The organism is Sphingomonas daechungensis, assembly GCF_014489495.1.
Classification (GTDB): domain Bacteria; phylum Pseudomonadota; class Alphaproteobacteria; order Sphingomonadales; family Sphingomonadaceae; genus Sphingomicrobium; species Sphingomicrobium daechungense.
The window spans coordinates 520,319-542,292 of sequence record NZ_CP060780.1 but is presented as its reverse complement, the minus strand read 5'-3'; the positions used below and the strand labels follow the sequence as shown (position 1 = coordinate 542,292).

The 21,974-nt window shown below is 64.1% G+C and carries 16 protein-coding genes and 5 pseudogenes; 11 read left to right on the top strand and 10 right to left on the bottom strand.

The genetic code is table 11. From position 1 onward, the window contains the following. The first annotated feature begins 11 nt into the window (after window positions 1-11). The 4 genes and pseudogenes from H9L15_RS02790 (at window position 12) to H9L15_RS02775 (ending at window position 3,903) form a co-directional block, all read left to right on the top strand. Window positions 12-790 (top strand): annotated as a pseudogene (locus tag H9L15_RS02790) (succinate dehydrogenase iron-sulfur subunit). After that, window positions 787-1,278 (top strand): PaaI family thioesterase, encoded by a 492-nt coding sequence (locus H9L15_RS02785; RefSeq protein WP_223276455.1) that lies wholly within the window; start codon window positions 787-789, stop codon window positions 1,276-1,278. The pseudogene H9L15_RS02790 and the gene H9L15_RS02785 overlap by 4 nt, the downstream one beginning before the upstream one ends. A gap of 206 nt (window positions 1,279-1,484) precedes the next feature. Then, window positions 1,485-2,387 carry a cell division protein ZapE gene (zapE, locus tag H9L15_RS02780; RefSeq protein ID WP_187715074.1) on the top strand — a complete coding sequence of 301 codons (903 nt, stop codon included), beginning with the start codon at window positions 1,485-1,487 and terminating at the stop codon, window positions 2,385-2,387. A gap of 49 nt (window positions 2,388-2,436) precedes the next feature. Next, a complete protein-coding gene (locus H9L15_RS02775; protein WP_187715073.1) occupies window positions 2,437-3,903 on the top strand; it encodes a M20/M25/M40 family metallo-hydrolase in 1,467 nt (488 codons plus the stop codon). Window positions 3,904-3,974: 71 nt separating this feature from the next. On the opposite strand, the gene groL is transcribed toward H9L15_RS02775, so the two are convergent. The 8 genes and pseudogenes from groL to H9L15_RS02740 all read right to left on the bottom strand — a co-directional run bounded on the left by groL (window position 3,975) and on the right by H9L15_RS02740 (window position 13,072). Next, complete coding sequence (groL, locus tag H9L15_RS02770; protein ID WP_187715072.1) at window positions 3,975-5,618, bottom strand: chaperonin GroEL; 1,644 nt, start codon at window positions 5,616-5,618, stop codon at window positions 3,975-3,977. Window positions 5,619-5,695: 77 nt separating this feature from the next. Then, the gene (groES, locus tag H9L15_RS02765; protein WP_187715071.1) at window positions 5,696-5,983 is read right to left on the bottom strand and encodes a co-chaperone GroES; all 288 of its coding nucleotides are present in this window, start codon (window positions 5,981-5,983) and stop codon (window positions 5,696-5,698) included. Between the two features lie 123 nt (window positions 5,984-6,106). Then, on the bottom strand, window positions 6,107-6,682 hold the full coding sequence (locus tag H9L15_RS19345; protein WP_317617573.1) for an MATE family efflux transporter: 576 nt from the start codon (window positions 6,680-6,682) through the stop codon (window positions 6,107-6,109). A 317-nt stretch (window positions 6,683-6,999) separates the two neighbouring features. Continuing rightward, window positions 7,000-7,398, bottom strand: a pseudogene (locus H9L15_RS19340) (MATE family efflux transporter); the annotation flags it as partial. A 136-nt stretch (window positions 7,399-7,534) separates the two neighbouring features. Next, on the bottom strand, window positions 7,535-10,174 hold the full coding sequence (gene metH / locus H9L15_RS02755; protein ID WP_398286568.1) for a methionine synthase: 2,640 nt from the start codon (window positions 10,172-10,174) through the stop codon (window positions 7,535-7,537). After that, complete coding sequence (locus H9L15_RS02750; protein WP_187715070.1) at window positions 10,171-11,217, bottom strand: homocysteine S-methyltransferase family protein; 1,047 nt, start codon at window positions 11,215-11,217, stop codon at window positions 10,171-10,173. Before H9L15_RS02750 ends, metH begins: the two co-directional genes overlap by 4 nt. After that, window positions 11,214-12,012: pseudogene (gene metF, locus H9L15_RS02745) on the bottom strand (methylenetetrahydrofolate reductase [NAD(P)H]). Before metF ends, H9L15_RS02750 begins: the two are co-directional and overlap by 4 nt. A 97-nt stretch (window positions 12,013-12,109) precedes the next feature. Beyond that, entirely contained in the window at window positions 12,110-13,072 is a 963-nt protein-coding gene (locus H9L15_RS02740) for a metalloregulator ArsR/SmtB family transcription factor (RefSeq protein WP_187715069.1), read from the bottom strand. Window positions 13,073-13,274: 202 nt separating this feature from the next. On the opposite strand from H9L15_RS02740, the gene H9L15_RS02735 reads away from it, so the two are divergent. Both H9L15_RS02735 and H9L15_RS02730 read left to right on the top strand, forming a co-directional pair. Further along, a complete protein-coding gene (locus H9L15_RS02735; protein WP_317617572.1) occupies window positions 13,275-13,520 on the top strand; it encodes a circumsporozoite protein in 246 nt (81 codons plus the stop codon). 91 nt (window positions 13,521-13,611) lie between these two features. Next, window positions 13,612-13,806: a hypothetical protein gene (locus H9L15_RS02730; RefSeq protein WP_187715068.1), complete on the top strand. Its 195-nt coding sequence runs from the start codon at window positions 13,612-13,614 to the stop codon at window positions 13,804-13,806. Here the strand turns inward: H9L15_RS02730 and H9L15_RS02725 are convergent. After that, window positions 13,803-14,198 (bottom strand): hypothetical protein, encoded by a 396-nt coding sequence (locus H9L15_RS02725; RefSeq protein ID WP_187715067.1) that lies wholly within the window; start codon window positions 14,196-14,198, stop codon window positions 13,803-13,805. The two genes, H9L15_RS02730 and H9L15_RS02725, sit on opposite strands and share 4 nt — an antisense overlap. Window positions 14,199-14,441: 243 nt before the next feature. On the opposite strand from H9L15_RS02725, the gene mdh reads away from it, so the two are divergent. From mdh to odhB, 5 genes and pseudogenes are all read left to right on the top strand, one after another. Continuing rightward, window positions 14,442-15,404: a malate dehydrogenase gene (gene mdh, locus H9L15_RS02720; RefSeq protein ID WP_187715066.1), complete on the top strand. Its 963-nt coding sequence runs from the start codon at window positions 14,442-14,444 to the stop codon at window positions 15,402-15,404. Window positions 15,405-15,486: 82 nt separating this feature from the next. Continuing rightward, window positions 15,487-15,975 (top strand): hypothetical protein, encoded by a 489-nt coding sequence (locus H9L15_RS02715; RefSeq protein ID WP_187715065.1) that lies wholly within the window; start codon window positions 15,487-15,489, stop codon window positions 15,973-15,975. After that, window positions 15,972-16,862: a succinate--CoA ligase subunit alpha gene (gene sucD, locus H9L15_RS02710; RefSeq protein WP_187715064.1), complete on the top strand. Its 891-nt coding sequence runs from the start codon at window positions 15,972-15,974 to the stop codon at window positions 16,860-16,862. Before H9L15_RS02715 ends, sucD begins: the two co-directional genes overlap by 4 nt. Continuing rightward, window positions 16,862-19,678: pseudogene (locus H9L15_RS02705) on the top strand (2-oxoglutarate dehydrogenase E1 component). Before sucD ends, H9L15_RS02705 begins: the two are co-directional and overlap by 1 nt. A 10-nt stretch (window positions 19,679-19,688) precedes the next feature. Next, window positions 19,689-20,989 (top strand): annotated as a pseudogene (odhB, locus tag H9L15_RS02700) (2-oxoglutarate dehydrogenase complex dihydrolipoyllysine-residue succinyltransferase). 55 nt (window positions 20,990-21,044) lie between these two features. Here odhB and H9L15_RS02695 read toward each other — a convergent pair. Continuing rightward, window positions 21,045-21,935 carry a glucokinase gene (locus H9L15_RS02695; protein WP_187715063.1) on the bottom strand — a complete coding sequence of 297 codons (891 nt, stop codon included), beginning with the start codon at window positions 21,933-21,935 and terminating at the stop codon, window positions 21,045-21,047. Window positions 21,936-21,974: the final 39 nt, after the last annotated feature.

Genomic DNA, 21,974 nt, shown 5'->3' with positions numbered 1-21,974 from the left:
GGAGCCAGTCCTTGGCCGAGTTTCGCCTTCCGAAGAACAGCCTCGTCACGCGGGCAAGACGTTCCCCGCCGAAGAGGGCAAGCGGCTGAAGACGTTCAAGATCTACCGCTACGACCCGGATAGCGGTCACAATCCTCGCGTCGACACGTTCACCATCGATCTCGACAAGACCGGCCCGATGGTTCTCGACGCGCTGATCCGCATCAAGAACGAGATCGACTCCACCCTGACGTTTCGCCGCTCCTGCCGCGAAGGCATTTGCGGATCCTGTTCGATGAACATGGACGGCCGCAACGGCCTCGCCTGCACGACGGCGATCGAGGACATCAAGGGCGACGTCCAGATCACGCCATTGCCGCACATGGAAGTGGTGAAGGACCTCGTTCCCGACCTCACGCACGTCTATGCGCAATATGCCTCGATCCAGCCCTGGCTGAAGACGGTGACCCCGGCCCCGTCGGGTCGCGAACGGCTGCAGTCGCCGGAAGACCGTGCGAAGCTCGACGGCCTTTACGAATGCATCCTCTGCTTCTGCTGTTCGACCGGCTGCCCAAGCTATTGGTGGAATTCCGACCGGTTCCTTGGACCGGCCGTGCTGCTGCAGGCTTATCGCTGGATTGCCGACAGTCGCGATGAAGCGACGGGCGAGCGTCTCAACGATCTCGAGGATCCGTACCGTCTGTATCGCTGCCACACGATCATGAACTGCGCCAACGTATGTCCGAAGGGACTCAACCCGGCCAAGGCGATTGCCGAGACCAAGAAGCTGATCGCCGAACGGGCAGCTTGAGCGATACGGGCGTGAGCGACGGCCTGGAAGACGTCGGTGTTCCGACCGGAGCGCAGCCCGATGCGGAGAATCCGGGCTGGTACAGCTGGGGCGACTTTCGCAAGCATTCGTTCGCGGCTGCGACTGGCCGTCTTCTGTTCAAGCCTGATGGCCCGGGACGCGGGATCGCCCGCATGTTCCCGAACGAAAGTCATATGAACATGGGCGGCTCCATCCACGGCGGCGCCGTGATGAGCTTCATCGACATGGCTCTGTTCGCTGGCGGCCGCTGCGCCGGCATCACGCCGGGCCACTTCGTGACGCTCGACCTGACCACTCACTTCCTTGCACGCGGCAAGGTTGGCATCCCGCTCGACGCCCACGTCGAACTGGTAAAGCAGACGCGGAGCCTGGTGTTCCTGCAGGGTGTGGTGAAGCAGGACGGCGAGTCCTGTTACAGCTTCACGGGCACGCTGAAGCGCATCAAAGAGCGAAACGGGCCCGCATGAGCGGACCGGTAGGCACGGCCTACCATCAGCTTGTCGCGGCAGGGAGCTGAAGCCCGATCCCGCGCAGGAGCGTGCGGCCGGAGCGCTCGACCGGCTGGGGAGGAACTCAACGCCAGCAATGGCGGATTTCTCAAAAGGCTGTTCAATAGGCAGCAGACTGAACTCTGCGGCATCTACCTTTGGGCGGTGTCGGGCGCGGCAAATCGATGCTGATGGACCTTGCGTTCGAGCATATCGCCGTCGAGCCGAAGCGCCGCGTGCATTTCCATGCCTTCATGCTCGAAACGCACGCCCGCCTGCGTGAAAAGCGCAAGGATGAGGAAGGCGATCCGCTCGAGCGCGTCGCGGACGACATCGCCGACGAAGTGACGCTGCTCTGCTTCGACGAGATGGTCGTGAACAATCCCGCAGACGCGATGATCCTGTCGCGGCTATTCGAGCATCTGCTGGAGCGAGGCATGCGGGTGGTGACGACGTCGAACCGTCCGCCGCGCGATCTCTACAAGGACGGGCTCAATCGGGAGCTGTTCCTGCCGTTCATCGACCTGATCGAAAAGAGTTTCGCGCTCGTCGAAGTCGATGGTCCGACCGACTACCGGCTTCACCGCCTGACCGGCGTGAACACCTGGCACGTTCCCAACGGAGCGGAAGCGACCAAGGCGCTGAGCGACGCCTTCTTCAAATTGACGGACTATCCCGTCGAGGACCGCGCCAAGGTCCCGACGGAGGACCTATCGGTCGGTGGCGGACGAACATTGCACGTTCCCAAGAGCCTGAAAGGCGTCGCGGTCTTTTCGTTCAAGCGGCTGGTTGGCGAGGCTCGCGGGGCTGCCGATTACCTCGCCATCGCCCAGCGCTTCCACACGGTGATCATCGTCGGCATCCCAGTGATGACGCGCGAGATGCGCAATGAGGCGGCCCGGTTCGTTACCTTGATCGACGCGCTGTACGAGCATCGGGTGAAGCTTCTGGCTGCTGCGGACGCGGATCCTGCGGGTCTTTATCCGGACGGCGACGGGAGCTTCGAGTTCCAACGGACCGTCAGCCGTCTCGAGGAAATGCGGAGCGCCGAATATCTCGCGGAAGGGCACGGCACCGACCACGCTTGACGCCCGATTGCTCAGGCTTAGCGTGCGGCGCGTTCAAGGGGAGATTCCAATGCGCATACCGCTGACCGTCATGCTTGCACTCTCATCCACAGTCGCGCTGGCGCAGGCACCTGAGCCGCCGTTGAACTCTCCTCCTCCCGCCGCACTAAAAGGTGGGAAGAGCCTTCCACCGCAATGGGAGGCAACGGCTCGCGAAATCTACAAGACGGCGGTGGAGACGCCGACGGTCAAGGGCCGCGCGGGCGAGAATTTGAAGCTCGCCAATTACCTCGCCAGCAAATTCAAGGAATTCGGCTGGGCGGACAGCGACATTCATGTCCTTCCGTACACGTCGGTGCCGGGCAACGACACGGCGGCGATTATTGCGCGCTGGCCGGCGGCGGGCACGCCGAAGAAGAAGCCGATCCTGATCCTGGCCCACATGGATGTGGTCGACGCTTTGCCGTCGGATTGGACGACGGACCCGTTCAAGCTGGTCGAAAAGGACGGCTATTTCTACGGACGCGGTTCCGGCGACGACAAGGGCGGCCTGGTGCCATCCATGGTCGCTCTGCTGAAGCTGCGCGCATCGGGCTTCAAGCCGGATCGCGACATCGTCGTTTTGTTCACGGGCGACGAGGAGACACAGGGCAAGGGCGCGGAGCTCGGCGCGACCGAATGGCGCAAGTGGACGGAAGCGGAGTTTGCGTTGAACGCCGATGGCGGCGGCGGCGCCTTCACACGCGACGGCAAGTCGCTCGGCTACGGCCTGCAGACGTCGGAGAAGACGTTCCAGACCTACTTCTTCCGCGTCCGCAATCCCGGCGGCCATAGCTCGCGGCCGCGACCGGACAATGCGATTTATCAGCTCGCCGATGCTCTGAAGAAGCTGCAGAACCACCGTTTCGAGCCGGCGCTCAACGAGACGACCAAGGTCTATTTCACCGAGCGCGCCAAGCAGGAGGGCAATAGCGAGCTAGGCAACGCCATGCGCGCGTGGGTCGCCAATCCGGCCGACGGTGCGGCCGCGGATCGTATCGAAAGCGATCCGCTCGAAGTCGGCCTGACCCGCACCCGCTGCGTCGCCACGCGGCTCAAGGGCGGACATGCCGACAATGCGCTGCCGCAGCTGGCCGAAGCCACCGTGAACTGCCGCATCCTGCCGGGTGTCCAGCCGGCGACGATCGAGGCCGAGTTGAAGCAGGTGGTCGGTCCGGGCGTCGAAGTCACGCCGGACGCCGACGCCGGCCGACCGACGCCTGTCTCGCCGCTCCGGCCGGATGTCGTGGGAGCCTACACCAAGGCGATCCACGCACGCTTCCCGGGCGCTCAGATCATCCCGCAAATGTCGACCGGAGCTACCGACGGGCTAGAGTTCCGGGCACGCGGGATCCCGGTCTACGGCGTCGATGGAGGTTGGGGCGTCTCCCCCGACGACGAGCGCGCCCATGGCAAGGACGAGCGCATCCCCGTCCAGTCGCTGTGGGACAGCACGATGCACTGGGAATCGATGATCCGCGACTTGGCTGGCAAGTAGCGGTCGCGACAAAGAAAAAGGGCCGGGGATCGCTCCTCCGGCCCTTCTTTTCTGTGCGTTGAGCGCGGGACCTAGAAGTCCATTCCGCCCATGCCGCCCATGCCACCAGCGCCCATCGGCATTGCCGGCTTGTCTTCCGGCATTTCGCTGACCGCCGCTTCGGTGGTGATCAGCAGACCGGCGACCGAGGCCGCGTCCTGGAGCGCAGCGCGGACGACCTTGGTCGGGTCGATCACGCCGGCGGAGACGAGGTTCTCGTAGGTTTCGGTCTGGGCGTTGAAGCCGAGCGTCGGATCATTCCCGTCGACCAGCTTGCCGGCAACCACGGCGCCGTCATGGCCGGCGTTCTCGGCGATCTGGCGGACCGGAGCCTGCAGCGCACGACGGATGATGTCGATGCCGCGGGTCTGGTCGTCATTCTCGCCCTTGAGGCCGTCGAGAGCCTTGGTGGCGTAGAGCAGCGCAGTGCCGCCGCCCGGAACGATGCCTTCCTCGACCGCAGCGCGGGTCGCGTGGAGAGCGTCGTCGACGCGGTCCTTGCGCTCCTTCACCTCGACCTCGGACGCGCCGCCGACCTTGATGACCGCAACGCCGCCGGCGAGCTTCGCGAGACGCTCCTGCAGCTTTTCACGGTCGTAGTCGGACGTCGTGTTCTCGATCTGCTGACGGATCGCGCCGACGCGGCCTTCGATGCCTTCACGCTGACCGGCGCCATCGACGATCGTCGTGTTGTCCTTGTCGATCGTGACGCGCTTGGCCTGGCCGAGCATGTTCACCGTGACGTTCTCGAGCTTGATGCCGAGATCTTCGCTGATCATCTCGCCGCCGGTGAGGATGGCAATGTCCTCGAGCATCGCCTTGCGGCGATCGCCGAAGCCCGGAGCCTTCACGGCCGCGACCTTGAGGCCACCGCGCAGCTTGTTGACGACGAGCGTCGCCAGAGCCTCGCCCTCGATGTCCTCGGCGATGATCAGGAGCGGACGGCCGCTCTGAACAACCGCTTCCAGGATCGGGAGCATCGACTGGAGGTTCGACAGCTTCTTCTCGTGGATGAGGATGTACGGGTCGTTGAGTTCGACCTGCATCTTCTCGGGGTTGGTGATGAAGTAGGGCGACAGGTAACCGCGGTCGAACTGCATGCCTTCGACGACGTCCAGCTCGAACTCGAGACCCTTGGCCTCTTCGACGGTGATGACGCCTTCCTTGCCGACCTTTTCCATGGCTTCGGCGATCTTCTCACCGACTTCCTTGTCGCCGTTGGCGGAGATGATTCCGACCTGGGCGATTTCCTGGCTGCCCGAAACGGCCTTCGAACGGCCCTTGAGGTCCTCGACGACCTTGCCGACGGCGATGTCGATGCCGCGCTTCAGGTCCATCGGGTTCATGCCGGCCGCAACCGACTTCATGCCTTCGCGAACGATCGACTGCGCCAGGACGGTCGCGGTCGTGGTGCCGTCGCCGGCGAGGTCGTTCGTCTTCGAAGCGACTTCGCGCAGCATCTGCGCGCCCATGTTCTCGAACTTGTCCTTGAGTTCGATTTCCTTGGCGACGGTGACGCCGTCCTTGGTGATGCGCGGTGCGCCGAAGCTCTTGTCGATGACGACGTTGCGGCCCTTGGGACCGAGCGTCACCTTCACGGCGTCGGCGAGAATGTCGACGCCGCGGAGGATGCGCTCACGCGCATCGCGGGAAAATTTGACGTCCTTGGCTGCCATTTGGCTACCCTTTCTTGATGTCGTGGATTCGTTGGAAGTTCAGCTGAGGTCAGCCGACGATCCCGAGCCCGTTGGCGTCAGCCAACAATGCCCAGAATGTCGCTTTCCTTCATGATGATCAGGTCTTCACCGTCGATCTTGACCTCGGTGCCCGACCACTTGCCGAACAGGATCTTGTCGCCGGCCTTGACGTCGAGCGGCGTAACCTTGCCCTCGTCGCTGCGAGCGCCGGTGCCGACGGCGACGATTTCGCCTTCCTGCGGCTTTTCCTTGGCGGTGTCGGGAATGATGATTCCGCCCGTCGTCTTCTCATCAGCCTCGATGCGGCGGACGAGGACGCGGTCGTGAAGCGGCCTGAAACCCATAGTGAGCCCCTTGTCTCTCTCTTGTTGAACATGCGCGTTGGCACTCCCGCGAGGAGAGTGCCAGCGATGCCGCGCATATGGGTGCCGCCGTTTGGGGCGTCAACACCCTGGGCGATGAGATTTTTAGGCGCCGACTGGAAGCAGGCCCAGCCTCTCGCGACGAGTCCAGCGCCAAAGCATGAGGATCGCGACAACTCCGAGGCCCGCGGCAAGGCCGGTCCAGATGCCGACCCCGCGCCATTCCATTGCGAAGGCCAACGCCAAGCCAATGCCCAAGCCGATCGCCCAGTAACCGAAGAGGGCGAAAACCATCGGGACGCGCGTGTCGTGGATTCCGCGAAGCATTCCCGCGCCGACGACCTGCCAGCCATCAACAATCTGGAACAGTGCCGCGATGCGCAGGAAGGAGACTCCGAACGCGATGACCGTCGCATTCTCCGGCGTGTCCGCGAGGAAGAGCGTGATCAGCTGATGCGGGAAGATGAACATCAACGTCGCCATCAGCGTCATGAAGGCGGTGCTGAGCCAGAATGCCGTCCATCCGGCGAGGCCGATGCCCTCGCGATCCTTCCGGCCATAGGCGAGGCCGACCCGCACGGTGGTCGCCTGGCCAAGCGCCAAGGGAACCATGAAGGTGGTCGCGGCGATCTGCAGCGCGATCTGATGAGCAGCGACGGACGGTGCCCCGAACAGGCCCATGAGATAGGCAGCGGCACTGAACACGCCGCCTTCCAGGCCCATGGTGATGCCGATCGGCCCGCCAAGCTTGAACAGCTTGCGAAATCGGGCCAGTCGGCACGCCATAACCGTCCGAAGACGTGGAAGCGGCGAAATTGCCGGTCGGTGAGGATTACGATCACGAGAGCGAGGGCCATCGCAGCCCAGACGATCGAGCTGCCGACGCCGCCGCCGATCAGTCCGAGCCTGGGCATGCCCAGGTGGCCGAAGATCAGCGACCAGCTCACCAGCGCGTTGAGCGGAATGCCGAATGTGCTGATCACCAGCACCCAGCCGGGCCGTTCCAGCGCAGACACGAAGTTGCGCATGACCTGGAACAGCATCCACGGCGGGATCACCCACATGTACCCGCGCAGGAACCGGGCGGCGAGGCGGGCGAGCTCCGGGTCCTGACCAAAGGAGAGGATGACCGCTTCGGCATTCCACAGGACGATGAGGGTCGGAATCGCCATAAGCGCGGCCGCCCACACGCCCTGGCGGAATGTTCGGCGGACATCGCGGACGGAGTTGGATCGTGCGCCTAGTGCTGATGCCATCATTGGCGAGGTGGCGGTCAGAACACCGAGTGCGAACAGGATCATGCCGAACGACAGGCTCAGCGCGAGGGCCGCGGCGGCCAGCTCTTTCGGCCCGAGCCAGCCGAGCAGGACGACGTCGGTCGCCTGGATCAGCTGCATGGTCAGGTTGGCGAGGATCAGCGGCCAGGCGAGCGCGAGCGTTGCCCGGAGCTCTCCGCTCCAAGTGCGCGCGGGTGCACCCGGTGAAATGGCCGCCGCTGTATCCATTGCGCCGCCCTAGCGGTACCGGCCGGTGTTAGTCGAGGTTCGGCCTCAGCCAGCGGCGCGCGCAGTCGAGGTCGACGCCGCGCCGTTCCGCATAGTCCGCCAGCTGGTCCTCGCCGATCCGGGCGACACCGAAATACTGGCTGTCGCGGTGGGCAAAATAGAAGCCCGACACTGCTGAAGTCGGAAGCATCGCAAAATTCTCGGTAAGGCTCACCTCGCCGGGCGCTCCGCCGAGCATCTCGAACAGGATCGGCTTGAGGCTGTGGTCGGGACAGGCTGGGTAGCCGGGCGCCGGGCGAATGCCCTGGAACTTTTCTCGGATCAGGTCGGCCGTCGAGAAGTGCTCATCGGCATAACCCCACAGGCGGTTGCGGACTTCCGCGTGCAGAACTTCGGCGAAGCTCTCGGCGAGACGGTCAGACAGCGCCTTCAGCAGGATGTCCGAGTAATCGTCATTCTCGGCCTTGAAGCGCTCGAGGTGCGGCTCGAGCCCGTGAATGCCGACCGCGAAACCGCCGATCCAATCCTCGCCCTCGGGATTGATGAAGTCGGCGAGGCTCATGTTCGGCCGGCCTTCGCGCTTTTTCACCTGCTGGCGAAGGAAGGGCAGGCGGGTCCAGTCGTTGCCGGCAAGCACCAGGACGTCGTCGCCCTCGCGCTTGCAGCGCCACAGGCCGACGGTGGCCTTCGGTGTGACCCAGCGCTCCGCGATAATCTTGTCGAGCATCGCTTGCGCGTCGTTGAAGAGGCTGCGGGCGCTTTCGCCGACGACCTCGTCGTCGAGGATCTGCGGATAGTTTCCGGCGAGCTCCCAGGCGCGGAAGAAAGGTGTCCAGTCGATCGATGCCTTGAGGTCGCGGAGCGGCCATTCGCCGATCTGGTGGAGGCCGGGGCGGATAGGTGCGGGCGCCTGGCCGGATGGATCGAAGGCGAAGGCATTAGCGCGGGCATCCGCAATGCTTGCGAGTTCGCTCTGCCCGCTGCGCGAGCGGGCGATGCGTAGCGCCTCATATTCGTCGGCGGTCTTGGCGACGAGCGGCTCACACTGCGTGTCGGACACCAGTGACGATGCCACGCCGACCGCGCGGCTGGCGTCGAGGACGTGAATGACCGGGCCTTCGTAGGCTGGGTCGATCCGCAGCGCCGTGTGCGCCTTGCTAGTGGTCGCGCCGCCGATCAGAAGCGGGGTCTTGAGGCCGAGACGCTGCATCTCACCGGCAACGGTGACCATCTCGTCCAGCGATGGGGTAATCAGGCCGCTGAGGCCGATCATGTCTGCCTGATTGTCGTTCGCTGATTCAAGGATCGTCTGCCACGGTACCATGACGCCGAGGTCGATGACCTCGAAGCCGTTGCACTGAAGAACGACGCCGACGATGTTCTTCCCGATGTCGTGAACGTCGCCCTTCACGGTCGCCATCACGACGCGGCCCTTGCCCGCGGTGACACCGCTCTTTTCCTTCTCCTCTTCGATGAAGGGGATGAGATGGGCGACGGCCTTCTTCATCACGCGGGCGGACTTCACCACCTGGGGCAGGAACATCTTGCCCGCGCCGAACAGGTCGCCGACGACGTTCATGCCGTCCATCAGCGGGCCTTCGATGACGTGGATCGGACGCTCGGCCTGCTGGCGCGCCTCTTCGGTGTCCTCGACGATGTGGGCGTCGATGCCCTTCACCAGCGCGTAGGACAGGCGCTCGGTGACCGGCAGGCCGCGCCATTCGGCGAGCTTCTTCTCTTCGGCGGCGTCGGTGCCCTTGTAGCGTTCGGCGAGCGCGATCAGCGTCTCGGTCGCGTCCTCATTGCGGTCGAGAATGACGTCCTCGCAGGCGTCGCGAAGCTCGGGATCGATCTGGTCGTAGACTTCGAGCTGGCCGGCGTTGACGATGCCCATGTCCATGCCCGCGGGGATGGCGTGGTAGAGGAACACGCTGTGCATCGCGCGGCGAACGGGCTCATTGCCGCGGAACGAGAAGCTGAGGTTCGAAAGACCGCCCGAGATGTGGACGCCGGGGCAGCGGCGGCGGATTTCGGCCGTCGCCTCGATGAAGTCGATGGCGTAGCGGCGGTGCTCGTCGATGCCCGTCGCGATGGCGAAGATGTTGGGGTCGAAGATGATGTCCTGCGGCTCGAACCCGTCGGCGGTCAGCAATTTGTAGGCCCGCTCGCAGATTTCGATCTTGCGTGCGGCAGTGTCGGCCTGTCCGACCTCGTCGAAAGCCATGACGACGACGGCGGCGCCGTAGGCGCGGCACTTGCGGGCGAGCTCGAGGAAGGGCGCTTCGCCTTCCTTCATGCTGATCGAATTGACGATCGGCTTGCCCGACACGCACTTGAGGCCAGCCTCGATCACGCTCCACTTGGAGCTGTCGATCATCACCGGGACGCGGGCGATGTCCGGCTCCGCGGCGATGCGCTTGAGGAAGATGGTCATCGCCTGCTCTGAATCGAGCAAAGCCTCGTCCATGTTGACGTCGATGATCTGCGCGCCGTTCTCGACCTGGTCGCGAGCGACGTCGACCGCCGCGTCATAGTCGCCGGCGAGGATCAGTTTCTTGAACTTGGCGGAACCGGTGACGTTGGTCCGCTCACCCACGTTGACGAAGCGCGCGCCTGCTGCGGCCGCGGCCGGCTCGGAATCCAGAATCGTCTTCGGTTGGGTACTCACGCAGCGATCACCATCGGCTCCAGGCCGGCAAGAAGGGTTTGACGGGGGGCGGTCGGCACCTTGCGCGGCATGCGGCCCTCAGCAGCCTTGGCGATCGCGGCGATGTGCGCAGGCGTCGTGCCGCAGCAGCCGCCGACGATGTTGACGAGACCGGCGTCGAACCATTCGCTCACCTGAGCGGCAGTCTCGGCGGCGACTTCGTCATATTCGCCGAGATCGTTGGGCAAGCCGGCGTTCGGGTAGGCCATGATCAAAGTGTCGGCGAGGCCGTTGAGCGCCACGAGGTGCGGGCGAAGTTGCGAGGCGCCGAATGAACAGTTGAGGCCGATCGTGACCGGCTTGGCGTGGCGGACGGTGGCCCAGAACGCCTCGACCGTGTGGCCGGAAAGGTTGCGGCCGGAAAGGTCAGTGAGGGTCATCGACACCATCAGCGGAAGCTCGCGACCGAGCGCCTGCTCGGCTTCCAGCGTCGCCATGATCGCCGCCTTGGCGTTGAGCGTGTCGAACACCGTTTCGACGAGGATGAAGTCGACGCCACCTTCGACGAGCGCGTCGATCTGCTCGCGGTAAACGTCCTTCACCGTGTCGAAGTCGACCTCGCGATAGGCAGGATCGTTCACGTCCGGCGATAGCGAAAGGGTCTTGTTGGTCGGTCCGAGTGCACCGGCAATCCAGCGCGGCTTGCCGTCCTTCGCGGTGTAACGGTCGGCCACCTCGCGCATGATGCGGGCCGAAGCGCGGTTGATGTCGCCGACCAAGTGCTCAGCGGCATAATCTGCCTGGCTGATGCGGTTCGCGTTGAAGGTATTGGTGGCGAGGATTTCTGCGCCGACGTCGGCGAAGCGCTCGCAGATGGTGCGGACCACTTGCGGCTGGGTCAGGTTCAAAAGGTCGTTGTTGCCCTTCTGGTCCTTCAGCAGATCGAGGCCAGCGCAATAGGCTTCGCCGGACAACTTTTCGCCCTGGATGCCGGTGCCGTAGGGGCCGTCCTTGATCAGGATGCGCTTGGCGGCTTCGCTGCGGAGTGACTGGGAAGCGCTCATGCTTGGGCCCTCACACCGAGCAGGTGGCAGATCGCGTAGGACAGCTCCGCCCGGTTCAATGTGTAAAAGTGGAAGTGGCGAACCCCGCCCGCGTAGAGTTGGCCGCAAAGCTCGGCCGCGACGGTCGCCGCAATCAATTGACGCGCAGCCGGTAGGTCGTCGAGACCTTCGAACAAATCGTCGAGCCACTTCGGGATCGCGGCGCCGCAGGTCGCGGCGAAGCGGCGTGTCGTTGCGACGTTGGAGACCGGCAGGATTCCCGGGACAATCTCGACGTCCAGCCCGCAGCCGCCGCATCGTCGCGGAAGCGGAAGAAGCAGTCCGCCGAGAAGAAGAATTGCGTGATCGCCCGGTCAGCGCCCGCATCGACCTTCTTCTTCAAGTTCTCGATGTCGAATGCGCGCGACGATGAGTCCGGGTGGCACTCCGGGTATGCGGCAACCGAGATGTCGAACGGGGCAACCTTTTTCAGGCCTGCGACCAGCTCACAGGCGTCGCGATAGCCATTGGGGTGCGGCTGGTACTTGGTTCCAGCCTCCGGGGGATCGCCGCGGAGGGCGACAATGTTGCGGACGCCGAGGTCCCAATAGTCCTTCGCGATCTCGTCGACCTCGTCCTTGCTGGCGGCGACGCAGGTCAAATGCGCGGCCGGGTCAGCGAGGTTTCCTTGAGGATGCGCTCGACGGTCTGGTGCGTGCGCTCGCGGGTCGAGCCGCCGGCCCCGTAGGTCACTGAGACGAAGCGAGGATGCAGCGGCTCGAGGGTTTTCACCGAGTCCCAAAGGGTGTCCGCCATCTTGTCGGTTTTCGGCGGGAAGAACTCGAAGCTGACCTCGATGTCGCCCGCGTCTCCGCAAACAGAGGCGTGCGGGCGGCAAGGCTCTCGAACTTGTTCATGCAGCCCTCCGCTCGCGCTGGCGGACGCCGGCTTTCTCGCCGCGCCAAACGGTCACGGTCAGTTCGCCGCCTTCCAGATGCTCGACATGATCGACGGCAATACCCGCCGCCTTGAACCAGCTTGTCATTGTGTCGTCGTCGAAGCCCAGTCGGATATGCGCATCTGTCGTGCGGAGCTCCTCGCGTTCGTGCGCCGCGAAATCGACGATCAGCAGGCGTCCGCCGGGCGCGAGCACGCGGGAAGCTTCCTCGATCGCTGCGGCCGGCGAGTGCGCATAGTGCAGCACCTGATGAATGATGACGGTGTCGGCGGCACCGTCATCCAGGGGCAAGGAATACAGGTCGCCCTGGCGCAGGCTCGACGAGATGCCGGCGGCCTCAAGCTTTACTCGGGCCAGCCGTAGCATCTCAGACGAGCGGTCGATTCCGATCGAATGGCTGGCGCTGCGTCCGAATAACTCGATCATCCGCCCGGTGCCGGTGCCGATGTCCACCAGGCAACCGAGATCTTCCGAGCCCAGCGCACGGCCGATCGCTTCCTCGACCTCGCTTTCGGCGACGTGCAGCGAGCGAATGGAGTCCCAGACTTCGGCGTGGGACGTGAAATAGCGGGTGGCCGCCTCGGCGCGGTCGGAGCGGATGCGGTCCAGCTTCGAAGCGTCAGCTTCGAAGGCCTGTGCGCTTTCTTCGCATGTCCATGCGTCTATGAGAGAAAACATCGGCGCTGCGCGCCCTTCCGGCGCAATCGTCAGGAATACCCAACTGCCTTCACGGCGGCGGTCGATGACACCCGCGTCTGCGAGGATGCGGACGTGCCGAGACACGCGCGGCTGGCTCTGGTCGAGGATGATGGCCAGTTCGCCGACGGACAGCTCCATCCGCCGCAGGAGCGCAAGGATGCGAAGCCGCGTCGGGTCGGCAAGTGCCTGCAACAGCTCGGCAAGTGGGAGCGCGTCCATCGGGAAACATGATATAAAGAAAACTTTATATGTCAATGAACGCAGGGGCGACTGTGTCAGAAAATGTGATGATTTTCCCGATTGCGCGGCTTGTAACGCCCCTGTAATGGCGCCCGCTGGCCTGAGCGATTTTCGCGACAGGCCGAGCCGGGTCCGGCTTAGGACCATTTGAGGGAGTGGAACGATCATGAAGAAAGTTGCAGTGACCGTTGCGGTCCTCGCGCTCGGCCTGGCTGCTTGCCAAGCCAAGACCGAAGACACCACCGCAGGTAACGAAGCGAACGTCGAGAACGCGGCCGTCGAGGACGTCAACGCGGCGACTGTCGACGCCGGCAACGCTGCCGACAATGCGCTCGACGCGGCCGGCAACGCCATCGACGCTGCGGGCAACGCCGTCGACAACGCTGCCAGCGCTGTTGGCAACGCAGCCGAAAACGCCGCGAACTAAGGGTTCACGCGATTTCGAAGGGGTCGTGCGGCTTGCCGCGCGGCCCCTTTTCTTTGGCATTTGGGCGCGCTTCCGTCATGGAGTGCTGAACATGAAGATCGCCCCGATCCTGCTCGCTTTGCCGCTGATGGTGTCCTGCCAAAGGCCTGCCGACACGCCAACGGCCGAGGAGAATCTCCAGCTCGACGATGCCTCGAACCTGCTCAACGCGGCCCCGGCCAACCTTAACGCCGTGGACGATCACGGCTTGAACGCCGTTGTAACGTCCAACGAAGGCGGGCTTTAGGGAAGCGCCCGTAGAATCTGCCGGACGATCATCGTCTCCGGGTCGACCCGATACAGGAATTGCTGGTCGTAGACGTAGCGGGCGCTTCGATCGAGCGCGCCGCCGTATCCCATGCGCAGATCGTAAGGCAAAGCGCTGTAGGGCATCAGACCCTTGAAGCCGCTGGGAACGCGCTGACCAATCTCAAACAATTTCTTGTAGCGGCCGGGAGGCATGCAAGAAACATTCTTGCCCTTGAGACCCGGCGGACAGCCGCCGGCGCCATAGCCGACAGGCGACGAATTCGCTGCACGCGATTTCCCACTGCCCTGATTGGCATGTTCCGGTTTTGCCGAAGCCATGGCGGTCGCGCCAAGCATCGCGAAGCTCGCGACCAGTAAAAGCCTTCCCATGGCCGAGAAACTAGGCGGGCAACTCTGCGCAATGCTTGATGAATTTGGTTACCGACGAGTCGTGGACGGGCTTAATCGTCATCGCCGTGGCCGGAGTGGGGCTCGCCTTGATCGATGCCGCAAAGGTGAGGATTTTGACATCCGGGAGAGGCGGTTGCCCGACTCCTCATCGCGGTCTAGAGCGCCGCCATTCTGCGCCGAGCCCTCGGCGTCAAACGAAAAAGCAAGGAAAGCAGCAGCCTGATGGCCCGCAAGAAGATCGCCCTGATTGGCGCCGGAATGATCGGTGGAACCCTCGCTCACCTCGCCGCGCAGCGCGAGCTTGGCGACATCGTGCTGTTCGACATTGCGGAGGGCATTCCGCAGGGCAAGGCGCTGGATCTGAGCCAATGCGGTCCCATCGAGCGCTTTGACGCGAAGATTACGGGCACCAACGACTATGCCGACATTGCCGGAGCCGATGTCGTGATCGTCACCGCCGGCGTGCCGCGCAAGCCAGGCATGAGCCGCGACGATCTCCTCGGCATCAACCTCAAGGTCATGAAGGCCGTCGGCGCGGGCATCAAGGAGCATTGCCCGGACGCCTTCGTCATCTGCATCACCAACCCGCTCGACGCGATGGTGTGGGCGCTTCGCGAGTTCTCAGGTCTCCCGCACAACAAGGTGGTCGGCATGGCCGGCGTGCTCGACAGCGCGCGCTTCGCGACATTCCTGGCGCAGGAATTCAATGTCAGCGTCCGCGACGTGAACGCTTTCGTCCTCGGCGGACACGGCGACACGATGGTCCCGGTGACCAGCTACACCACGATCAGCGGCATTCCGGTCGACGACTTGGTCAAGATGGGCCGCTCCACGAAGGAGCGGATCGACGAGATCGTCAAGCGCACCCGCGGCGGCGGCGGCGAGATCGTGGCGCTGTTGAAGACCGGCTCGGCTTACTACGCGCCCGCCACCAGCGCGATCGCGATGGCGGAAGCTTATCTCGGGGACCAGAAGCGCGTCTTGCCATGCGCGGTCTACGTGGAAGGCAAATATGGCCTCGACGGACTTTATGTCGGCGTTCCGGTCGTAATCGGTGCCGATGGCGCGGAGGAAGTGATCGAGATCACGCTCGACGATGAAGCCAGGCAGAACCTCCAGGTCAGCGTTGACGCGGTGAAGGAACTTCTGGTGGCGTGCAGGCAGATCGATGGCAGCCTGAGCTAAAGGGCGTTCATCGAATCACGGTTCGTTTCGTCGGCGATGGGGCGCATAATCGCTGCCCCAAGAAGTTAGAGGGAGGTCCAAGATGATGATGTCACTTGCAGCAGCCACTCTTTTGAACGCAGCGGCTGTCACGACCCCGGTCGCACCCGACCAACTACCGAACCTGTTCATTGCCGCCTGCTTCGAGGGCAAGGCGGCGGCGACGTCCGCCACCCAGGTCGGCTTTGACGGACTTCCGACCGCCATCCGCAGCCGCCTCGGCAAGCCGAGCGAAGCGCAGGTGTGGAAGATCGCAGGCTCGGAGGATTCCTACCTCTATTCGCTGAGCTATACGGATCGCAGCTTCAGCCCGAGGATCTGCGGCGTCGCATCGCAGAACCTCGTCCTGCGGCCGGCATCGGCCGCGGTTGAGAGCCACTTGCGCGGCGGCCAGCCGTCGGCGGGCTCCTTCAAGCCGGTTGAGTGGTTGAACGACAAGGAGGGCTATCGCGCCCTCGCGACGCGGACCGGCGGATACACGGTCCTGCAGGTCAATTGGAACAAAGACGCAAAGGTAACGCCGACCCAATGAGCATTCTGGTTAATCGGAACACCAAGGTCATCACGCAGGGGATGACCGGAGAGACTGGCACCTTCCACACGCGCCAGGCTCTCGATTACGGCACGCAGATGGTGGGCGGTGTCACCCCGGGTAAGGGCGGCACCACCCACATCGGCTTGCCGGTGTTCGATACGGTCGGCGAGGCGGTGGAGAAGACGAGAGCAGATGCGTCCGTCATCTACGTGCCGCCGCCGTTCGCCGCCGACTCCATCCTGGAAGCGATCGATGCCGAGGTCCCGCTGATCGTGGCGATTACTGAGGGCATTCCCGTGCTCGACATGGTCCGCGTGAAGCGCGCACTGGATGGCTCCAAATCGCGGCTGATTGGCCCGAACTGCCCCGGGGTGCTGACTCCGGACGAGTGCAAGATCGGCATCATGCCGGGCAACATCTTCAAGAAAGGCAGTGTCGGCGTCGTCAGCCGCTCCGGCACGCTCACTTACGAAGCGGTGTTCCAGACCACCAACGAGGGCCTTGGCCAGTCGACCGCGGTCGGCATCGGCGGCGATCCGGTGAAGGGCACCGAGTTCATCGACGTGCTTGAGATGTTCCTCGCCGACGACGAGACCAAGTCCATCATCATGATCGGCGAAATCGGCGGCTCGGCTGAAGAAGACGCTGCCCAGTTCCTTGCCGATGAAGCGAAACGCGGCCGCAAGAAGCCGGTCGTCGGCTTCATCGCGGGCCGCACGGCGCCTCCGGGACGCCGCATGGGCCATGCCGGCGCGATCGTGTCGGGCGGCAAGGGCGATGCGGAGAGCAAGATCGCGGCGATGGAGGCGGCTGGAATTACCGTCAGCCCAAGCCCATCTGAGCTCGGAACGACGCTGAAAGAGCTACTGGCAGCTTACGCATAATGTCCGACGACCAACCGATCTTCCCGGAGCGCGAGCCGGGACCTAGCTGGGCGCGGCCAAACTGGCCGATCGCCGAGCTCGACGACATCAATCTTGGTCTCGATCCCACCGAGGCGACGATCGAGGCCTTCAAGAAAGCAGCTACGGAGAAGGCTGCGGCCGCCACGCCAGCCGCGAATCCCGACGTCATCCGGCGTGCGGCGGAAGACTCAATCCGCGCAATGATGCTGATCCGCACCTATCGCGTGCGCGGGCATCTGGCCGCCAAGCTCGATCCGCTCGGCCTCCATCATTCGGAGCTGCCGGCCGACCTGACCCCGAATATCACGGTTTCGGGCCGGGCGACCTTGACCGGCCGATCTGGGTTGGCGGGGCACTCGGGTTCGAGCGGGCGACGATAAACGAGATCGTGAAGGTGCTGCAGGCGAACTACTGCGGCGTCGTCGGCGTCGAATATATGCACATCAACGACCTGGAGGAGCGCCGCTTTCTTCAGGAGCGGATCGAAGGCAAGGACGCCGAGATCCAGTTTACGCCGAGGGCAAGCGCTCGATCCTGACCAAGGTCATCGAAGCTGAGCAGTGGGAAAAGTTTCTCGCGCGCAAATATGTCGGCACGAAAAGATTCGGGCTCGACGGCGGCGAGAGCGCGGTTCCCGCTCTTGAGGCGGTCATCAAATATGGTGGCCAATATGGCGTGACCGAGATCGACGTCGGCATGGCTCACCGCGGCCGGCTGAACATCCTGTCGAACGTGATGGGCAAGCCCTATCGCGCGATCTTCAACGAGTTCGCCGGAGGCGCGACCAACCCGGCGGACGTCGGCGGATCGGGCGACGTGAAATACCACCTCGGTACTTCGTCGGACCGCGAGTTCGACGGCAACAAGGTGCACTTGTCGCTGCTGCCGAACCCGTCACACCTCGAAGCGGTCGATCCGGTCGTGCTCGGCAAGGCGCGTGCCGTCATGACGCTGCGTGAGGACAAGCATGGCAAGACCGTGCTTCCGGTCCTCCTGCACGGCGATGCAGCTTTCGCGGGCCAGGGCATCGTCGCCGAATGCCTCGCCTTCTCCGGGCTACCCGGATACGGCACCGGCGGCACGATCCACTTCATCATCAACAACCAGGTCGGGTTTACGACCAGCCCGCAATTCGCGCGATCATCGCCCTATCCTTCGGATGTGGCGAAGTCGGTCCAGGCACCGATCCTGCACGTCAACGGCGACGATCCGGAGGCGGTGACCTTCTGCTGCAAGCTGGCGACCGAGTTCCGCCAGACCTTCGGCCGCGACATCGTCATCGACATGTGGTGCTACCGCCGCTTCGGTCACAACGAGGGCGACGAGCCCAGCTTCACCCAGCCGCTCATGTATGCGGCTATTCGCCAGCATCCGCCGATTTCGGCGATCTATGAGCAGCGCCTCGTCAACGAAGGCGTGATCGACGCAAAGTGGGTCGAAGAGCATACCAAGGCGTACGTCGACCACCTAGAGGAAGAGTTTCAGGCGGCGGTCAGCTATCTGCCGAACAAGGCCGACTGGTTCGAGGGCCGCTGGACCGGGCTCAACCAGCCGGAGGAGACGGTCACGGGGCGTCGCAACACGACGACCGCCGTACCGGAGGACGAGTTTCGCAAGATTGGCGAAGCACTCACGACGGTTCCGGCCGATGTCCACGTCCACAAGACGCTGCAGCGCATTCTCGATGCCAAGAAGGCGATGTTCGACACAGGCGAAGGCTTCGACTGGGCGACCGCCGAGGCGCTCGCGTTTGGAAGCCTGATCGCCGAAGGCCACAATGTCCGCCTGTCAGGCCAGGACAGCGGCCGCGGCACGTTCAGCCAGCGTCACGCGGTCTGGGTCGATCAGCAGACCGGTGCGAAATACATCCCGCTGGCGCACATCGATGGCGGTCGCTTCGAGGTTCGCGACAGTCCGCTTAGCGAATTCGGCGTGCTCGGGTTCGAATATGGCTACTCGCTCGCCGACCCGAGCACCCTGGTGTGCTGGGAAGCGCAGTTCGGTGACTTCGCCAACGGCGCGCAGACCATCATCGACCAGTTCATCGCGGCGGGCGAGGCCAAGTGGCTCCGAGCGAGCGGCCTGGTCATGCTGCTTCCCCACGGGTTCGAAGGGCAGGGGCCGGAGCACAGCTCCGCGCGCCTCGAGCGGTACCTGCAGCTTTGCGCCGAGGACAATATTCAGGTCGCCAACTGCACGACCCGGCGAACTACTTCCACATCCTTCGGCGTCAGCTTCTGCGCGATTTCCGCAAGCCGCTGGTCATGATGACGCCGAAGTCGCTGCTTCGGCACAAGCTGGCGGTGTCGAGCCTCGCCGATTTCACCGGCGAGAGCCACTTCCGGCGCATCGTCAGCGATTTGCGTCCACCGCAGGACGGCGAGACCAAGCGCCTCGTGCTCTGCAGCGGCAAGCTCGCCTACGAGCTGATGGAAGCCCGCGATGGCGGGGGCGACCCGAACACCGAGGTGGTTCGGATCGAGCAACTCTATCCGTTCCCGTCGGAACCGCTCGTGAAGCGCCTCCAGGCGATGCCGAAGCTCGAAACGCTCGTCTGGGCGCAGGAAGAGCCGAAGAACAACGGCGCCTGGTTCTTCGTTGAGGACCTGCTCGAGGAGTGCCTCGCCGAGGCGGGGTTCCAGGGCATGCGGCCGACCTACGCGGGCCGCGCGTCGTCTGCGTCGCCCGCGACTGGCTTGGCAAAACGTCATGCGGCGGAGCAGGCGAACTTGATTGCGGCGGCGCTGGGCCATAGCAGCCCGGCACAGGCTGAGCCCGCGGCACGCCGGGCCTAGAGGAGCATCGATGGCGACTGAGGTAAAAGTTCCGACACTCGGCGAGTCCATCACCGAAGGCACACTCGCGCAGTGGCTGAAGAAGCCAGGCGAGGCGGTCGCGGCCGACGAGGCCATTGCGACGCTCGAGACCGACAAGGTCAGCGTCGACGTTCCGTCGCCGGTCGCGGGAGTTTTGACCGAGGCGCTGGCGAATGAGGGCGACACGGTTGCCGTCGGCGGACTGATCGCTCGGATCGACGAGAATGCGACGGCGGGCGCTGCCGCGCCTTCCGCGCCGGCCACCGAGGCCGCAGCCGCGACGACGAACCCGGCCGGCGCCGGCGAGAACCCGCAATTGCGCGGGACCGAGCATGCTCCTGAGCCCCGAACGGTGACGATGCCATCACGACCCTGTCGCCGGCGGTTCGCCGTGCCGTGCTCGAGCATCATGTCGACCCGACCAAGATCCGCGGGACCGGAAAGGACGGACGCCTGACCAAGGACGACGTGCTTGCTGCCGCTGAAGCCGCGAAGGCCGGTGGGCCGGTCCATGAGCCGGAGGCCCGTGCTCCCGCAGCGCCGACTTCTGCTACTCCGCAGCCCGTCGCGAAAACTGCCCCAACCGGAGACCGCAGAGAAGAGCGCGTGAAGATGACGCGTCTGCGGCAGACGATCGCGCATCGCCTGAAGGAGGCGCAGAATACGGCAGCGCTGCTGACGACATTCAACGACGTCGACATGTCGGCGGTGATCGACGCCCGAGCTCGCTACAAGGATCTGTTCGAAAAGAAGCACGGCATTCGCCTCGGCTTCATGGGCTTCTTCGTGAAGGCGGTCGCGCTTGCGGCTAAGGACGTTCCGTCGGTCAACGCGAGCATCGAAGGCGACGAGATCGTCTATCACGACTATCTCGACGTGTCGGTCGCGGTATCGGCACCCAAGGGCCTCGTCGTACCGGTCGTCCGCAACGCCGACCGCATGACCTTTGCCGAGATCGAGAAGTCGATCGCCGATTACGGCAAGAAGGCCAAGGAAGGCACGCTGACGGTCGACGACATGACCGGCGGCACCTTCACCATTTCAAACGGCGGGGTGTTCGGGTCTTTGCTGTCGACGCCGATCATCAACCCGCCGCAGTCTGCCGTGCTCGGCATGCACCGCATCGAGGAGCGGCCGGTGGTCAAGGACGGGCAGATCGTCGCCCGCCCGATGATGTACCTGGCTCTCAGCTACGACCACCGCCTGATCGACGGCCGCGAGGCGGTTACCTTCCTGGTTCGCGTCAAGGAAGCGATCGAAGATCCGACCCGTTTGCTGATCGACCTCTAGGCCGCGGCTCTCAGCGCCGGGAAGACGTGCTGCGCCAGCCGTTCGGCGGCGCCGGTCAGGACGGCCTCGTGCTGGTCGACACGCCAGATCGTCGAATTCGACACCAGCCGGCTGAAGTTGCGGCGTGTGGTGAACGCTGATTCGAAGTGCAGGCGACTGTCCGCCCGAAGCATTCTCGCTGCGCGACTCCCCGTGACCATGATCCCGTCCCACGCCCGAAGCTGTGCATCAGGTTGACGGCAAAGCGGCAGAGCAGGGTCGCAAGGACACGCGGCCGCTCAGGCTCCAGCAGGTCGGGGCAGGCGCTTGCCCATATCGGGTCCATCCGGTCGAACATCAGCAGCATTTCCCAGCTGACCACGCCATTCGCTCCACGGACGGCCTTCGCGAGTCGCTCCTCACGCTCGTTCGACGCTGCGAAGTCCATGTGACCGGCTTCCGTCTCGAGAACGCGCACGGACCCGTCGCGAGCGACGTCCACGATTGCCGCGCCGACGCCTTCCTCAACCATGATCATGCCGTAGCGCCCCGGCTTGTCGAAGCTCAGTCGATCCACGCCGCGGATCGGTTCGATGATCCCGGTCCCGGAGCGGGTCGCCCATGCTCGCGCGGCCACATCGTTCAAAATGATGGGGCTGGTGCCGAAGTAGGCTGCAAGCCCGGCTCTGCTGATGGTCCAGCGAGACCGGACCAGAGAGATGGCTTCACCGTTCGCGGCTCCGGCGATTGCCATGGCGCATTGCATGCCGCTGAGCTGGAGGCGCTTCTCCCTCTCATACTGTTGCAGGGCGTCGGTGAAAGTTGGGACCCCGTCCACACGGATTTCATGAATGTCCGCAATGCGGGGGCGGGCCGACGGCAGTGCGGTCGCAAAGCGAAGAATTCCTTCGCGCGACGCTTCGATCAATAGCCAGGCGCGTACGCCCGATGCGTGACGATCCAACATTTTGTACGGCTCTCCCCGTGGTGATAGCGCTAACAAATG

Excerpts from the sequence above, each read along its gene's own strand:
- zapE (WP_187715074.1), top strand. The coding sequence starts at position 1,485 with ATGCTGATGGACCTTGCGTTCGAGCATATCGCCGTCGAGCCGAAGCGC.
- H9L15_RS02775 (WP_187715073.1), top strand. The coding sequence starts at position 2,437 with ATGCGCATACCGCTGACCGTCATGCTTGCACTCTCATCCACAGTCGCG.
- groL (WP_187715072.1), bottom strand. The coding sequence starts at position 5,618 with ATGGCAGCCAAGGACGTCAAATTTTCCCGCGATGCGCGTGAGCGCATC.
- groES (WP_187715071.1), bottom strand. The coding sequence starts at position 5,983 with ATGGGTTTCAGGCCGCTTCACGACCGCGTCCTCGTCCGCCGCATCGAG.
- H9L15_RS19345 (WP_317617573.1), bottom strand. The coding sequence starts at position 6,682 with ATGGGCCTGTTCGGGGCACCGTCCGTCGCTGCTCATCAGATCGCGCTG.
- H9L15_RS02750 (WP_187715070.1), bottom strand. The coding sequence starts at position 11,217 with ATGAGCGCTTCCCAGTCACTCCGCAGCGAAGCCGCCAAGCGCATCCTG.
- H9L15_RS02740 (WP_187715069.1), bottom strand. The coding sequence starts at position 13,072 with ATGGACGCGCTCCCACTTGCCGAGCTGTTGCAGGCACTTGCCGACCCG.
- H9L15_RS02730 (WP_187715068.1), top strand. The coding sequence starts at position 13,612 with ATGAAGATCGCCCCGATCCTGCTCGCTTTGCCGCTGATGGTGTCCTGC.
- H9L15_RS02725 (WP_187715067.1), bottom strand. The coding sequence starts at position 14,198 with ATGGGAAGGCTTTTACTGGTCGCGAGCTTCGCGATGCTTGGCGCGACC.
- mdh (WP_187715066.1), top strand. The coding sequence starts at position 14,442 with ATGGCCCGCAAGAAGATCGCCCTGATTGGCGCCGGAATGATCGGTGGA.
- H9L15_RS02715 (WP_187715065.1), top strand. The coding sequence starts at position 15,487 with ATGATGATGTCACTTGCAGCAGCCACTCTTTTGAACGCAGCGGCTGTC.
- sucD (WP_187715064.1), top strand. The coding sequence starts at position 15,972 with ATGAGCATTCTGGTTAATCGGAACACCAAGGTCATCACGCAGGGGATG.
- H9L15_RS02695 (WP_187715063.1), bottom strand. The coding sequence starts at position 21,935 with ATGTTGGATCGTCACGCATCGGGCGTACGCGCCTGGCTATTGATCGAA.